This is a genomic window from Enterobacter sp. JUb54 (genome assembly GCF_014298075.1).
Taxonomy (GTDB): Bacteria; Pseudomonadota; Gammaproteobacteria; order Enterobacterales; family Enterobacteriaceae; genus Klebsiella; species Klebsiella lignicola.
Map to the genome: position 1 here is coordinate 4,557,805 of NZ_CP060418.1, position 14,840 is coordinate 4,572,644.

11 protein-coding genes are annotated in these 14,840 nt (G+C 57.1%); 7 read left to right on the plus strand and 4 right to left on the minus strand.

The annotated features are described in order from the left end of the window. The first annotated feature begins 2 nt into the window (after positions 1-2). From HF679_RS21070 to nanQ, 3 genes are read left to right on the plus strand one after another with little or no spacing between them, the layout of a single operon-like run. Complete coding sequence (locus HF679_RS21070; RefSeq protein WP_154144123.1) at positions 3-692, plus strand: N-acetylmannosamine-6-phosphate 2-epimerase; 690 nt, start codon at positions 3-5, stop codon at positions 690-692. Further along, positions 689-1,564: an N-acetylmannosamine kinase gene (gene nanK / locus HF679_RS21075; protein WP_187042357.1), complete on the plus strand. Its 876-nt coding sequence runs from the start codon at positions 689-691 to the stop codon at positions 1,562-1,564. The genes HF679_RS21070 and nanK overlap by 4 nt, the downstream gene beginning before the upstream one ends. Next, a complete protein-coding gene (gene nanQ / locus HF679_RS21080) occupies positions 1,561-2,028 on the plus strand; it encodes an N-acetylneuraminate anomerase (RefSeq protein ID WP_154144121.1) in 468 nt (155 codons plus the stop codon). Before nanK ends, nanQ begins: the two co-directional genes overlap by 4 nt. A gap of 72 nt (positions 2,029-2,100) precedes the next feature. Here nanQ and HF679_RS21085 read toward each other — a convergent pair whose 3' ends face one another. Together HF679_RS21085 and gltB are read right to left on the minus strand one after the other, a co-directional pair. Then, positions 2,101-3,519: a glutamate synthase small subunit gene (locus HF679_RS21085; RefSeq protein WP_123756292.1), complete on the minus strand. Its 1,419-nt coding sequence runs from the start codon at positions 3,517-3,519 to the stop codon at positions 2,101-2,103. 9 nt (positions 3,520-3,528) lie between these two features. Continuing rightward, positions 3,529-7,989, minus strand: a complete 4,461-nt coding sequence (gene gltB / locus HF679_RS21090; protein ID WP_123756293.1) for a glutamate synthase large subunit — start codon at positions 7,987-7,989, stop codon at positions 3,529-3,531. Positions 7,990-8,664: 675 nt separating this feature from the next. On the opposite strand from gltB, the gene HF679_RS21095 reads away from it, so the two are divergent. From HF679_RS21095 to mtgA, 4 genes are all read left to right on the plus strand, one after another. Beyond that, positions 8,665-9,600 (plus strand): TIGR01212 family radical SAM protein, encoded by a 936-nt coding sequence (locus tag HF679_RS21095; protein WP_154144120.1) that lies wholly within the window; start codon positions 8,665-8,667, stop codon positions 9,598-9,600. A gap of 84 nt (positions 9,601-9,684) precedes the next feature. Next, positions 9,685-12,024 (plus strand): aerobic respiration two-component sensor histidine kinase ArcB, encoded by a 2,340-nt coding sequence (arcB, locus tag HF679_RS21100; protein WP_187042358.1) that lies wholly within the window; start codon positions 9,685-9,687, stop codon positions 12,022-12,024. A gap of 231 nt (positions 12,025-12,255) precedes the next feature. Then, positions 12,256-12,909: an isoprenoid biosynthesis glyoxalase ElbB gene (elbB, locus tag HF679_RS21105; protein ID WP_123756297.1), complete on the plus strand. Its 654-nt coding sequence runs from the start codon at positions 12,256-12,258 to the stop codon at positions 12,907-12,909. After that, positions 12,906-13,634, plus strand: a complete 729-nt coding sequence (gene mtgA / locus HF679_RS21110; protein ID WP_123756298.1) for a monofunctional biosynthetic peptidoglycan transglycosylase — start codon at positions 12,906-12,908, stop codon at positions 13,632-13,634. Before elbB ends, mtgA begins: the two co-directional genes overlap by 4 nt. 62 nt (positions 13,635-13,696) lie before the next feature. On the opposite strand, the gene npr is transcribed toward mtgA, so the two are convergent. Both npr and rapZ read right to left on the minus strand, forming a co-directional pair. After that, on the minus strand, positions 13,697-13,969 hold the full coding sequence (gene npr, locus HF679_RS21115; RefSeq protein WP_123756299.1) for a PTS phosphocarrier protein NPr: 273 nt from the start codon (positions 13,967-13,969) through the stop codon (positions 13,697-13,699). Further along, the gene (gene rapZ / locus HF679_RS21120) at positions 13,966-14,820 is read right to left on the minus strand and encodes an RNase adapter RapZ (protein WP_123756300.1); all 855 of its coding nucleotides are present in this window, start codon (positions 14,818-14,820) and stop codon (positions 13,966-13,968) included. The genes npr and rapZ overlap by 4 nt, the downstream gene beginning before the upstream one ends. Positions 14,821-14,840 lie beyond the last annotated feature (20 nt).

The window sequence follows — 14,840 nt, forward strand, 5'->3', positions numbered from 1 at the left end:
TTATGTCTTTGCTTGAACAACTGGATCGCCGCATCGAGATCGACGGCGGGTTAATGGTCTCCTGCCAGCCGGTCCCCGGTAGCCCGCTGGATACGCCAGCGATTGTTGCTGCGATGGCGCTGGCGGCTGAGCAGGCCGGGGCAGTGGCATTGCGCATTGAGGGTGTGGAGAATCTGCGTGCAACCCGCGCCCAGGTGACGGTGCCGATTATCGGCATTCTGAAACGCGACCTCGAGGATTCTCCGGTACGCATCACCCCGTTCCTTGAGGATGTGGAGGCTCTGGCGCTGGCGGGGGCAGATATTATTGCTATCGACGGCACCCAGCGCGCGCGTCCGGTGGCGATCGAGGCGCTGCTGGCGCGAATCCATCAGCATAACAAGCTGGCGATGACCGACTGCTCCTGCGTTGAGGATGGTCTGTTCTGCCAGCGACTCGGGGCGGAGATTATTGGCACCACGATGTCGGGTTATACCGCGGCGCACACGCCGGACGAGCCCGATCTGGCCCTGGTACAGGCGCTTCACGCGGCAGGCTGTCGGGTGATTGCCGAAGGGCGTTACAACACGCCAGCCCAGGCGGCAGAGGCGATGCGTCAGGGGGCATGGGCGGTGACAGTCGGTTCCGCCATCACCCGGCTGGAACATATCTGTGGGTGGTACAACACGGCGCTGAAAAAGGCGGTGCAATGACAACGCTGGCGATTGATATTGGTGGCACTAAGCTGGCTGCCGCGCTGATTGACGGGGAATTTAACATTCTCGAACGACGTGAAATACCGACCCCGGCGAGTCAGACGCCCGCGGCGTTAGCCGCTGCACTGGAGACGCTGGTGGCGCCTCTTGCCGGGCGCGCGACCTGTTTTGCTATCGCCTCTACCGGCATTATTCAGGACGGTATCTTAACGGCGATTAATCCAGCGAACCTCGGCGGCCTGGCCCGCTTCCCTCTGCTCGATTGTTTGTCCGGCCTGACCGGGCTCCCGGGCATCGCGATCAATGATGCGCAGGCCGCGGCGTGGGCGGAATATCATGCGCTGGCGGAGAAGGTGGGGGAGATGGTCTTTCTCACCGTTTCAACCGGCGTCGGGGGCGGGATTGTGAGCCATGGCCGACTGCATACCGGTCGCGGTGGTCTGGCCGGCCATTGTGGTCATACGCTGGCGGATCCTGACGGGCCAGCGTGTGGCTGCGGTCGGCGGGGCTGCGTTGAAGCGATCGCCTCCGGACGCGGTATCGCCGAGGCGGCCCGTGACGATCTGAGCGGGCTGGATGCCAGGGCGATTTTTGCCCTGGCCCGCGAAGGACATCCGCAGGCGCAGGCCCTGATCCAGCGTTCGGCCCGGGCGCTGGCGCGGCTGATTGCCGATCTTAAAGCCGTCACCGACTGCGACTGTGTGGTGGTCGGCGGCAGCATCGGCCTGGCCAGCGGTTATCTGCCGCTGGTGGCGGAATATTTGTCACAAGAGCCCGCGGTTTATCAGGTTCCGCTGCGGGAAGCCCGTTACCGACATGATGCGGGGCTGTTGGGCGCGGCATTATGGGGACAAGGAGCAACGATATGATTTTTGGTCATTTACAGCAGCCGCTGCCGGCTGGGTTACCGACGGCGCTGGTGCGGGCTATTGCGCTGGCGCAGGCCCACGACCTGCACAATAAGGCGCCGGGCAGCTACGAATTACAGGGCGATAACCTGTTTATGAACGTCATGCAGTTCACCTCCGGTGCCCCTGAAGAGAAGAAAGCCGAACTGCACATGCAGTTTATCGATATCCAGATTTTGCTGTCGGGAACGGAGCGGATTTACTACGGTGCGACAGGCTCAGCACGTGAGTGCGAGGACGCACGGGTAGAAGAGGATTATCAGCTGTGCCAGCGCATTGCCGGGGAGCAGGTGCTGACGCTGCAGCCGGAGATGTTTGCCGTATTTATGCCCGGAGAGCCGCATAAACCCGGTTGCCAGGCGACACTCCCTGCTGACATCAAAAAAGTGGTGATTAAGGTTCGCGCCGATCTGCTGCTGCCATAAAAAAAGCCCGTGGGTCTTCACCCACGGGCATTGTCTTTCCGCCCGGATAAGTCGTTTATCCGGGCTGGGGTATTACACTTCCAGGTAGTTCAGGATGCCGTCAGCCGCTTTACGACCTTCGGCAATGGCGGTGACCACCAGATCGGAGCCACGCACGATATCGCCGCCAGCAAAGATTTTCGGGTTGCTGGTCTGGAACGCATTTTCATTGCCTTCCGGGGCGATAATACGGCCCTGAGAATCCAGCTCAACGTCGTGCTTCGCCAGCCACTCCATGCTGTGCGGACGGAAACCAAACGCCATGACCACCGCATCAGCCGGGACAACGTGCTCGGAGCCGGCGACGATTTCTGCGCGACGACGACCCTTAGCATCCGGTTGGCCCATCTCGGTGCGCGCCATTTTCACGCCGCACACTTTGCCGTTGGCATTCACTTCAACGCCCAGAGGCTGAACGTTGAACTGGAACTCGACGCCTTCTTCACGCGCGTTTTTCACTTCGCGGCGGGAGCCCGGCATGTTTTCTTCGTCACGACGATAGGCACAGATGACATGCGATGCCCCCTGACGTACGGAGGTACGCACGCAGTCCATCGCGGTGTCGCCACCGCCCAGTACCACGACACGCTTGCCTTCCATGTTGACGTACGGCTCGCTCGCCGTTTCGCCAAAGCCCATGGTCTGCTTGGTGTTAGCGATCAGGAACGGCAGGGCATCAAAGACGCCGTTTGCTTCTTCGTTTTCCAGCCCGCCGCGCATGGACTGATAGGTCCCGACGCCGAGGAACACCGAATCGTACTCTTTCAGCAGGTCGTCGAGCTGAACATCCCGGCCCACTTCGACGTTGAGTTTGAACTCAATGCCCATGCCGGTGAAGATTTCACGACGACGGGTCATGACCTCTTTCTCCAGCTTGAACGCCGGGATACCGAAGGTCAGCAGGCCGCCGATTTCCGGGTGACGATCGAAGACCACCGCTTTGACGCCGTTACGGGTCAGGACGTCTGCACAAGCCAGACCTGCCGGGCCTGCGCCAACGATAGCCACGGTTTTACCGGTGGCCTTGACGCCGGAGAGATCCGGACGCCAGCCCATTTCGAACGCTTTATCGTTGATATAGCGCTCGATGTTACCGATAGTCACCGCGCCGAATTCATCATTCAGCGTACAGGACCCTTCGCACAGGCGATCCTGCGGGCAAACGCGCCCGCAGACTTCCGGCAGGGTGTTGGTCTGATGTGACAGCTCAGCCGCTTCAAAAATACGCCCTTCATTAGCCAGCTTCAGCCAGTTAGGGATGTAGTTGTGGACCGGACATTTCCATTCGCAGTACGGGTTACCGCAGGACAGGCAGCGGTCTGCCTGTGCTTTGGCCTGGCCTTCTGAAAACGGCTCATAAATTTCTACAAATTCAATTTTGCGGATCTTCAGCGGTTTCTTTGGCGGATCAACACGCTGTAAGTCGATAAACTGGTATACGTTCTGGCTCATCTGAATTCCTTACTGCGCCTGCACACGCAGCTCTGCTGCGCTACGACTACGGTGACCCAACAGTGCTTTAACATCGCTGGACTTAGGTTTAACCAGCGCGAATTTCGCTGCAAAGGCCGGCCAGTTGGCCAGGATCTCTTCGCCGCGAGACGAACCGGTCAGCTGCACGTGTTCGGTAATCAGACCACGCAGGTGCTCTTCATGGATAGCCAGAGAATCAACGTCCAGCACTTCCACCAGTTCAGGGTTCACACGTTTACGGAAGTCTCCGTCTTCATCCAGCACGTAAGCAAAGCCGCCGGTCATCCCTGCGCCAAAGTTGACGCCGGTTTTACCCAGTACGCAGACAATACCGCCGGTCATGTATTCGCAGCCGTTATCGCCGATGCCTTCGACCACGGTGATGGCGCCGGAGTTACGTACTGCAAAACGTTCACCCGCACGGCCTGCGGCGTACAGACGACCACCGGTCGCACCGTACAGACAGGTGTTGCCGATGATGCTCGCTTCGTGGCTGCGGAAGGCAGAACCCACCGGAGGACGAATAGAGAGCAGACCGCCTGCCATCCCTTTACCGACGTAGTCGTTAGCGTCACCGGTCAGGTGCAGCTCAACGCCACCGGCGTTCCACACGCCGAAGCTTTGGCCCGCGGTACCGCTGAAGTGCGCGGTGATAGGATCGGCCGCTAACCCCTGGTCGCCATGAGTCTGGGCGATATAGCCGGACAGCGAGGCGCCTACGGAGCGGTCGGTGTTACGGATATCGAACCAGAAGGTTTTGCTCTGCTTGCCGTCGACAAACGGTTTTGCCTGCTGCAGCAGCTGCGCGTTCAGCACCCCGTTATCAAACGGCGGGTTGCTTTCAGTGCAGAACAGCGCTTTGCCCGGATGCGGCTCGGCGGTTTCCAGCAGTTTGCTCAGATCCAGCTTCTGTTGCTTCGCGGTAAAGCCGTCCAGCACTTTCAGCAGGTCGGTACGACCAATCAGGTCCACCAGACGCTTCACGCCCAGCTCGGCCATCAGCTCGCGGGTTTCGCGGGCGATGAATTCAAAGTAGTTGGTCACTTTGAACGGCAGGCCGTGGTAATGGTTCTTACGCAGTTTGTCATCCTGGGTTGCTACGCCGGTTGCGCAGTTGTTCAGGTGGCAAATACGCAGGTATTTACAGCCCAGCGCGACCATCGGGCCGGTGCCGAAGCCGAAGCTTTCCGCGCCGAGAATCGCTGCTTTGATGATATCAAGGCCGGTTTTCAGGCCGCCGTCCACCTGCAGGCGAATCTTATGACGCAGGCCGTTGGCTACCAGCGCCTGCTGGGTTTCCACCAGGCCAAGTTCCCAAGGACAGCCAGCGTATTTCACCGAAGAGAGCGGGCTGGCACCGGTACCGCCATCATAACCAGCGATGGTGATGAGGTCGGCATAGGCTTTTGCCACGCCGGTGGCGATGGTGCCGACGCCAGGTTCAGAAACCAGCTTCACGGAAATCATCGCTTTCGGGTTGACCTGTTTAAGGTCGAAAATCAGCTGCGCCAGATCCTCGATAGAGTAAATATCGTGGTGCGGCGGCGGCGAAATCAGGGTTACGCCCGGAACCGAATAACGCAGTTTGGCAATGTACGGCGTGACTTTGTCACCCGGCAGCTGCCCACCTTCGCCCGGCTTCGCGCCCTGAGCCACTTTAATCTGGATAACATCGGCGTTGACCAGGTATGCCGGGGTAACGCCGAAGCGACCGGAAGCAACCTGTTTAATACGCGACACTTTATTGGTGCCATAGCGCGCCGGGTCTTCGCCACCCTCGCCGGAGTTAGAGAAGCCGCCGATGCTGTTCATGGCTTCCGCCAGCGACTCATGCGCTTCCGGGCTCAAAGCACCGATAGACATAGCGGCGGTATCGAAGCGTTTGAACAGCTCTTTTGCCGATTCAACCTGGTCGATGCTGATGGCGTTCTCGCCAGGATTCACTGCCAGCAGATCGCGCAGCGTCGCGGCCGGACGTTCATTGACCAGTTTGGCATACTGCTGATAATCGCTGTATTCACCGCTCTGAACGGCCTGTTGCAGCGTGCGCACTACGTCCGGGTTATAAGCGTGATATTCACCGCCATGAACGTATTTCAGCAGGCCACCCTGCGCCAGCGGCTTACGGACCAGCCACGCGCGTTTGGACAGATTCAGCAGATCCTGCTGGAAGTCATCGAAGCCCGCGCCGCCGATACGGCTGACAACGCCGAGGAAGCACAGGTCGGATACTTCACGATGCAGGCCGACCGCTTCGAACAGCTTCGAACAGCGGTAAGAGGCGATAGTCGAGATGCCCATTTTGGACATGATCTTGTACAGGCCTTTGTTGATACCGTTACGGTAGTTCAACATCACTGAGCGGTAGGCTTTATCAATAGCTTTGCTATCGACCAGTTTTGCCAGTGTTTCGTAGGCCAGGTACGGATAGACAGCCGTGGCGCCGAAGCCCAGCAGCACCGCAAAGTGGTGCGGGTCACGGGCGCTGGCGGTCTCAACAATAATGTTGGCATCGCAGCGCAGGCTCTTATCTACCAGACGGGTCTGGATCGCGCCAACCGCCATCGGGGCCGGGACTGGCAGACGATCTTTAGCGATATTACGGTCGGAGAGCACCAGCAGAACGGTACCGTTACGTACCATCTGTTCGGCTTTATCGCACAGCGCTTTCACCGTTTCGGCCAGCGTGGTTTCGGTGGCGTTAAAGGTGATATCCAGCGTATCGGCGCGATAGTGTTCCTCTTCCATCGTGGTCAGCTGTTTGAAATCGGAGTACAGCAGGATCGGCGATTTGAAGCTCAGACGGTGTGCCTGGCCTTCCGCTTCGCAGAAGACGTTCATTTCGCGGCCGATGCTGGTGGCCAGCGACATCACGTGCGCTTCACGCAGCGGATCGATCGGCGGGTTGGTCACCTGCGCGAACTGCTGACGGAAGTAGTCATAGATAATACGTGGCTGGCTGGAGAGCACCGCAAACGGGGTATCATCGCCCATCGAGCCGACGGCTTCCTGGCCATTTTCACCCAGCACGCGCAGCACAGAGTCCAGCTCTTCAGCGCTGTAGTTAAACTGTTTCTGGTAGCTGGAGAGGGTATCGTCATCCAGCTGACGGCTGCCAACGTCTTCGTCAGGCAGGTCTTCGAACGGCACCAGACGGCGGACGTTTTTCTCCATCCACTCTTTATACGGGTGGCGGCTTTTCAGATCGTCATCGGTTTCCGCAGAGTGCAGAATGCGGCCCGCGCGGGTATCGATAACCATCAGTTCGCCTGGGCCAACGCGGCCTTTTTCCACCACTTCGTCAGGCTGGTAATCCCAGATACCGACTTCTGATGCACAGGTGATCAGCTTGTCTTTGGTAATGACGTAGCGCGCCGGACGCAGACCGTTACGGTCGAGGTTACAGGCTGCGTAGCGACCGTCGGACATGACGATGCCCGCCGGGCCATCCCACGGCTCCATGTGCATGGAGTTAAAGTCGAAGAAGGCGCGCAGCTCCGGATCCATATCCGGGTTGTTCTGCCAGGCTGGTGGCACGAGCAGACGCATGGCACGCACGATATCCATCCCGCCGGCCAGCAGCAGCTCAAGCATGTTATCCATGGAGCTGGAGTCGGAGCCGGTTTCGTTAACGAACGGCGCTGCATCGTGCAGATCCGGAATTAACGGGGTCTGGAACTTATAGGTACGCGCGCGGGCCCACTGGCGGTTACCGGTGATGGTGTTGATTTCACCGTTATGTGCCAGGTAGCGGAACGGTTGTGCCAGCGGCCAGCGTGGGACGGTGTTGGTGGAGAAGCGCTGGTGGAACAGGCAAATTGCTGATTCCAGACGCAGGTCCGCGAGGTCCAGGTAAAAGCGCGGCAAATCTGCCGGCATACACAGACCTTTATAAATATTCACCAGGTTCGACAGGCTGCAGACGTAGAAATCTTTATCTTCCTGCAGGCGCTTTTCAATGCGGCGACGAGCGATGAACAAACGGCGTTCCATATCGCGCGGGCGCCAGCCTGCCGGGGCGTTAACAAAAATTTGTTCAATACGGGGCAGCGAGGAGAGGGCGATTTCACCGAGAACCCCTTCGTTAGTCGGCACATCGCGCCAGCCGACAATAGACAGGGTTTCACATTGTAATTCTTCTTCAACGATGCGGCGCGCCGTAGCAGCCAGTTCAGGATCCTTATTAAGGAATAACATCCCGACGGCATAATTTTTGGCTAAACGCCAGCCGTTCTCCTCCGCAACGATACGGAAGAAACGATCGGGTTTTTGCAGCAGCAAGCCACAACCGTCGCCGGTTTTACCATCGGCAAGGATCGCGCCGCGGTGCTGCATTCGGGCCAGTGCGTGTATAGCGGTACGCACTACCTTGTGGCTAGGTTCGCCTTCTATGTGGGCGATCAGGCCGAAACCACAGTTATCCCTCTCAAGGGATTTATCGTACAACATATCAGTGAACCTCCCCAGGCTCTACGGGACACCCTCCGATACCGATTGCGCACGGGCACAGAAAGAGCATGGCGACGGGGTGGTTTGCACCTCGCATTCGCCCTCTTTAAATCCTTTTCGCATCGGTACGCAAGTTTGAGGACTTGCTGTAAGAGGGAATCTCAATTACTGCATAAATATGATGAGCAGAGTGCTCATCCAGAAAGCTTCCAGCGGATTCCCAACTTATCGGGAATCGGCACTTACGTCAAATGGCAATCTTATTTATACAAAAATGTGCTATGAGGTGCTTAATGTTATGATTGTTAAGGAAAATAAGGAGTTTTAAACAACAATGAAACGCAGCGGAAAGCATATTCTAGTGTGATCTGTCTCACTATATCGATAGCTTATCATTATCGTTATATGCTGAACTGGCTATTTATAGCAGAGTATTCGTCTGCCTGTTTCTCACGAGGCGGGGAATAACACTGTTTTTTCCCCTGATGAAGATAATGGCAATCCAGGGCTTAAGTATAAGGAAAAGTCATTACCGGACGGGTGAATGAAATTGCAGTTATCTTGAGTGGTTATGCAATGAGGTGTGCGGCCGCACTGACGATTGATCCAGGTCATCGTCATCGGTGGCTAAAAATGGCAGGCTTGGCCCCTTTCTTAAGGCCGGTCTATCAGATTATGCAGTTACAAAAATTAGTCAATATGTTTGGTGGGGATCTTTCGCGTCGCTATGGCGAAAAAGTCCATAAACTGACGCTGCATGGTGGGTTTAGCTGCCCGAATCGCGATGGCACCATCGGTCGTGGAGGCTGCACCTTCTGCAATGTGGCCTCTTTTGCTGACGAAGAGCAGCAGCACCTTTCTATTGCAGAGCAGCTGGCGCATCAGGCGCAGCGCGTGAATCGCGCAAAGCGTTATCTGGCCTATTTCCAGGCGTATACCAGCACCTTTGCGGAAGTGCAGGTCCTGCGCAATATGTATCAGCAGGCGGTCAGCCAGGCCAATATCGTCGGGCTCTGTGTCGGCACCCGCCCGGATTGTGTCCCGGAAGCGGTGTTAGATCTCTTGAGCGGCTACCACGAGCAGGGTTATGAAGTGTGGCTGGAGCTGGGCCTGCAAACCGCACATGACAAAACGCTGCACCGGATTAATCGCGGCCACGATTTTGCCTGCTACCAGCGAACGACCCGCCTGGCACGTGAACGCGGGCTGAAAGTGTGCTCACATCTGATTGTCGGGCTGCCTGGAGAAACCCAGCAGCATTGCCTGCAAACCCTGGCGCAGGTGGTGGACACCGGCGTCGATGGTATCAAGCTGCATCCCCTGCACATAGTGACCGGCAGTACGATGGCGAAAGCCTGGCAGGCCGGGCGCCTCGAGGCCATTGCGCTGGAGGAGTATACGGTCACCGCCGGCGAGATGATCCGCGCTACGCCGCCCGAGGTGATTTATCACCGGATTTCCGCCAGCGCCCGTCGCCCGACGCTGCTGGCGCCGCTGTGGTGTGAAAACCGCTGGACCGGGATGGTAGAACTCGATCGCTATCTGAATCAGCACGGCGTGCAGGGCTCGGCGCTGGGACGTGCCTGGACGCCACCTTCCCTCCAGGAGTAGGGAGCTTCGCATTTTTCGCACAACTTACAGCGGTTTGCTCAGAATTGGGTATTATTGTGCGGAGTTGTCGCGAAGGAATCCCTTATGAAGCAAATCCGTATGCTGGCGCAGTACTATGTCGACCTGATGATGAAGTTGGGTCTGGTGCGTTTTTCCATGCTGTTGGCCCTTGCACTGGTGGTGCTGGCGATTGTCGTACAGATGGCCGTTACGATGGTGCTGCATGGCCAGGTCGAAAGTATCGATGTTATCCGCTCCATCTTCTTTGGTCTGCTGATCACGCCCTGGGCGGTCTATTTTCTGTCGGTGGTCGTTGAGCAGCTGGAAGAGTCGCGGCAGCGTCTCTCCCGACTGGTTGAAAAGCTTGAGGAGATGCGCGAGCGCGACCTGAAGCTTAACGTGCAGCTCAAAGACAATATCGCCCAGCTCAATCAGGAGATTGGCGAGCGTGAGAAAGCGGAAGCCGAGCGCGAAACAACCCTCGAACAGCTGAAGATTGAGATGAAAGAGCGTGAAGAAGCGCAAATTCAGCTCGAACAACAATCCTCCTTCCTGCGCTCTTTCCTGGATGCGTCCCCGGATTTAGTTTTCTATCGTAATGAAGACAAAGAGTTTTCCGGCTGTAACCGCGCCATGGAGCTGCTGACAGGGAAAAGCGAAAAGCAGCTTATTCACCTGAAACCTCAGGATGTCTATAACGAGGAAGCGGCAGTAAAAGTCCTCGAGACGGATGAAAAAGTCTTCCGCCATAACGTCTCCCTGACCTATGAACAGTGGCTGGATTACCCCGACGGGCGCAAAGCCTGCTTTGAGATCCGCAAAGTCCCTTACTATGACCGCGTGGGTAAACGCCGGGGGCTGATGGGCTTTGGCCGCGATATTACCGAACGTAAGCGCTACCAGGATGCGCTGGAGCGCGCCAGCCGGGACAAGACCACCTTTATTTCTACCATCAGCCATGAGCTGCGTACGCCGCTGAATGGCATCGTCGGGCTGAGCCGTATCCTGCTGGATACCGACCTGACCGGCGAGCAGGAAAAATACCTCAAGACCATTCATGTATCGGCGGTGACGTTGGGGAATATTTTCAACGATATTATCGATATGGATAAGATGGAGCGCCGTAAGGTTCAGCTGGATAACCAGCCGGTTGACTTCACCAGTTTCCTGGCCGACCTCGAAAACCTCTCTGGTCTGCAGGCACAGCAGAAGGGGCTGCGCTTCGTGATGGACCCGACGCAGCCGTTGCCACATAACGTGGTGACTGACGGAACCCGCCTGCGGCAGATCTTGTGGAATCTTATCAGCAACGCCGTGAAATTTACCCCGCAGGGCGGAAATGTCACCGTCCGCGTGCGCTACGATGAAGGAGATATTCTGCACTTTGAAGTAGAAGACTCCGGCATCGGTATTCCTCAGGCGGAGCAGGATAAGATCTTCGCCATGTACTATCAGGTAAAAGACAGCCACGGCGGTAAGCCGGCAACCGGGACCGGGATTGGTCTTGCCGTGTCGCGTCGTCTGGCGCGCAATATGGGCGGCGACATTAATGTCTCCAGTCTGCCTGGGCAAGGGGCGACGTTTACGTTGACCGTGCATGCGCCAGCGGTGGCGGAAGAGACAGAAGACAGTCTGACAGATGATGAGATGCCGCTGCCGGCGCTCAGCGTGCTGCTGGTCGAAGATATCGAGCTTAACGTGATCGTCGCGCGCTCGGTGCTGGAGAAACTGGGCAATACCGTGGATGTCGCGATGACCGGTACCGCGGCGCTGGAGATGTTTAAACCGGGCGAGTATGACCTGGTGTTGCTGGATATTCAGCTGCCGGATATGACCGGCCTGGATATTTCCCGGCATCTTAAACAGCACTTTGCCGCCGATGAGCTGCCGCCGCTGGTGGCGCTGACGGCGAACGTGCTGAAAAACAAAAAAGAGTATCTCGATGCCGGTATGGACGATGTCCTGAGCAAGCCGCTATCGGTGCCGGCATTAACCGCCATTATTAAAAAATTCTGGGATGCTCCGGAAGAGGATGAGATCGAGATCCCGGCGGCGGATACCAGCAAGGCCTCTTCGGTGCTCGATATTCCAATGCTTGAGCAGTATATCGAGCTGGTCGGGCCGAAGCTTATCAACGACGGTCTGGCGGTGTTCGAGAAGATGATGCCTGGCTACATGGCGGTGCTGGAGTCTAATCTGACCGCCCGCGACCGCAAAGGCATCGTCGATGAAGGGCATAAGATCAAAGGCGCGGCGGGCTCTATCGGCCTGCGTCATATTCAACAGCTCGGACAGCAGATTCAGACCCCGGATCTGCCGGCGTGGTCAGATAACGTTGCTGAATGGGTTGAAGAGATGAAGTCAGAGTGGCAGAACGATGTGGCGGTGTTGAAGGCGTGGGTGGCGTCGGCACCAAAAAAATGACCCCGGATAAACCGGGGTGCGCGAACACTGCGCCAACACCAGGGAACTGGTCGTTGCGCCAGAATTTTTAGACAGAGTTATAAGCAGCGCAACCTGAGGATTCGGTTTGCTCGCTCATTAAGATAGCAAACCTTAAATTATTTGTTACGTGAATCAGTTAAATATGTGAAGCAATGCGAGTAAATCAAAATTTTTGACTGGTTTCAGTAAGTTGTACTAAGGAGTGGGCGTATGAAAAAGATTGGTGTGGTACTGAGCGGTTGTGGCGTGTATGACGGGACGGAGATCCATGAAGCGGTCATTACCCTGTTGGCGATTGCCCGTGGCGGCGCACAGGCCATCTGCTTTGCGCCGGATAAGGCCCAAACGGACGTTATCAACCATCTGACCGGCGAACCGCTGGGTGAAACGCGCAACGTGCTGATTGAGGCGGCGCGTATTGCCCGTGGTGATATCCAACCGCTGGCCAGCGCCCGGGCCGAGGCGTTAGACGCGCTGATCGTTCCCGGTGGATTTGGCGCGGCCAAAAATCTCAGCAGCTTCGCTTCACAGGGCAGCGAGTGCCTTGTCGACAGTGACCTGAAAGCGCTGGTGCTGGCGATGCATGAAGCCGGTAAACCGCTGGGCTTCATGTGCATTGCCCCGGCGCTGCTGCCGAAAATTTTCTCTGTGCCTTTGCGCATCACTATCGGCACCGACCTTGATACTGCTGAAGTGGTGGAAGAGATGGGCGCGGAACATGTGCCTTGCCCGGTCGATGATATCGTGGTCGATGAAGAGAACAAAGTCGTGACGACCCCGGCCTGGATGCTGGCGCAGAACATCGCGGAAGCGGCAAGCGGCATTGAGAAGCTGGTGGCCCGCGTCCTGGTTCTGGCGGCATGAGTGTTCGTCGCCAGTCGCCGCTGCGGGTGCTAAAACGCTTGCTGCTCCGTATCCTGATGATTGGGGTGGTGATGTGGGGCGGCGGAATCGCCCTCTTTAGCATTCTGCCGGTGCCTTTTTCCGCCGTCATGCTGGAGCGGCAGGTTGGCGCATGGTTGCACGGTGACTTCCACTACGTCGCTCATTCTGACTGGGTCAGCATGGATGAGATATCACCGTGGATGGGGCTGGCGGTTATTGCTTCTGAGGACCAAAAGTTTCCTGAGCACTGGGGCTTTGATGTGTCGGCGATAGAAAAAGCGCTGGCTCACAATCAACGCCAGGAAAATCGCGTGCGCGGTGCCTCCACGCTGTCGCAGCAGACGGCGAAAAACCTGTTCTTGTGGGATGGCCGCAGCTGGTTGCGTAAAGGGCTGGAAGCCGGACTGACGGTCGGCATTGAGACGGTGTGGAGCAAGAAACGCATCCTCACCGTCTATCTCAATATTGCCGAGTTTGGGGAAGGGACGTTTGGTGTTGAAGCGGCTTCTCAGCGTTTTTTTCATAAGCCGGCCAGCAAGCTAACCGCTTCGGAAGCCGCGCTTCTGGCGGCGGTACTGCCTAATCCGATCCGCTTTCGCGCCGATGCGCCGTCCGGCTATATTCGTAGTCGCCAGGCGTGGATCCTGCGTCAGATGCGTCAGTTAGGCGGAGAAGGGTTTATGCGGGCGCATAAGCTGGATTGAGGCAGGGCAGGGAGCGTGAGCCCCGGTCAGCATCGCGCCGCCGGGGAGGGCATCAGGAAAGGCTAATCTTCATCAAAACCGGCGTTGAACAGCGCAATGACCGCTGCCAGCGCCTCTGCTTCCTGCGGACCGTTGGCCTCAATCTCAATTTGTCGACCCTTGGCAGAGTCGAGCATGAGCAAGGCAATCACACTATTGGCTTCGGCTTCCGTGCCTTCATCATTGCGCAGCAGCACTTCTGCGTCATAATTTTGCATCAGCTCAAACAGCTTCATCGCCGGGCGGGCGTGCATGCCCAGCTTATTGGTGATCTCAACGGTCTGCTTTACAGTCATGATTTGCGTTTTTCCAGCGTCCGATGGCGAGACTGCACATTCTTGCCGCGCGAGCGGAAGTAGTCAGCCAGTTGCTCGGCAATGTAGACCGAGCGATGTTTACCGCCGGTACAACCAATAGCCACCGTCAGATAGCTGCGATTATTGGTCTCCAGCATCGGTAACCATAGCTCAAGATAGCTGCGGGTCTGGTAAATAAAATTGTGAACTTCCGTGTGCCGATCAAGGAAGGCAGCCACCGGTTTATCCAGCCCGGTCATAGGACGCAGTTTGGGATCCCAGTGCGGGTTGGGTAAGAAGCGCACGTCGAAGACATAATCGGCATCAATCGGAATGCCATGCTTAAACCCGAAGGATTCAAAGACCATGGTCAGCTCGCGCTCACGCTTGCCGAGCAGGCGCGTACGCAGCATTTCTGCCAGTTCATGCACCGACATTTCGGAGGTGTCGACGATCAGGTCTGCGCGGGAACGCAGCGGTTCCAGCAGAGCACTCTCTTCGTCAATTGCGCTTTCAAGCGACAGGTTTTTGCTCGACAGCGGGTGCAGACGACGCGTGTCGCTGTAGCGGCGGATCAGCGTGTTACGATCAGCATCAAGGAACAGGAGCTGAGGTGAAAATGTCTCCGGCAGGTTTTTCATCGCCTGCTCAAAGATCTCCGGTGATTCCGGCATATTGCGCACGTCAATGCTGACGGCAGCGGATATGTTTCTGTCGGCCAGCGAGCGGGCCAGTTCTGGCAGCAGCACCACCGGCAGGTTATCTACGCAGTAGAAACCCATATCTTCCAGCGCCCGCAGGGCAACGGATTTCCCCGAGCCTGAGCGGCCACTGACGATCATCAGTACCATGTACCGTTTCTCCTCAGTAC

Bases quoted from the DNA above. Each gene is read 5' to 3' on its own strand.
- arcB (WP_187042358.1), top strand. From the start codon at position 9,685: ATGAAGCAAATCCGTATGCTGGCGCAGTACTATGTCGACCTGATGATG.
- nanQ (WP_154144121.1), top strand. From the start codon at position 1,561: ATGATTTTTGGTCATTTACAGCAGCCGCTGCCGGCTGGGTTACCGACG.
- rapZ (WP_123756300.1), bottom strand. From the start codon at position 14,820: ATGGTACTGATGATCGTCAGTGGCCGCTCAGGCTCGGGGAAATCCGTT.
- HF679_RS21095 (WP_154144120.1), top strand. From the start codon at position 8,665: ATGCAGTTACAAAAATTAGTCAATATGTTTGGTGGGGATCTTTCGCGT.
- HF679_RS21070 (WP_154144123.1), top strand. From the start codon at position 3: ATGTCTTTGCTTGAACAACTGGATCGCCGCATCGAGATCGACGGCGGG.
- mtgA (WP_123756298.1), top strand. From the start codon at position 12,906: ATGAGTGTTCGTCGCCAGTCGCCGCTGCGGGTGCTAAAACGCTTGCTG.
- npr (WP_123756299.1), bottom strand. From the start codon at position 13,969: ATGACTGTAAAGCAGACCGTTGAGATCACCAATAAGCTGGGCATGCAC.
- HF679_RS21085 (WP_123756292.1), bottom strand. From the start codon at position 3,519: ATGAGCCAGAACGTATACCAGTTTATCGACTTACAGCGTGTTGATCCG.
- elbB (WP_123756297.1), top strand. From the start codon at position 12,256: ATGAAAAAGATTGGTGTGGTACTGAGCGGTTGTGGCGTGTATGACGGG.
- nanK (WP_187042357.1), top strand. From the start codon at position 689: ATGACAACGCTGGCGATTGATATTGGTGGCACTAAGCTGGCTGCCGCG.
- gltB (WP_123756293.1), bottom strand. From the start codon at position 7,989: ATGTTGTACGATAAATCCCTTGAGAGGGATAACTGTGGTTTCGGCCTG.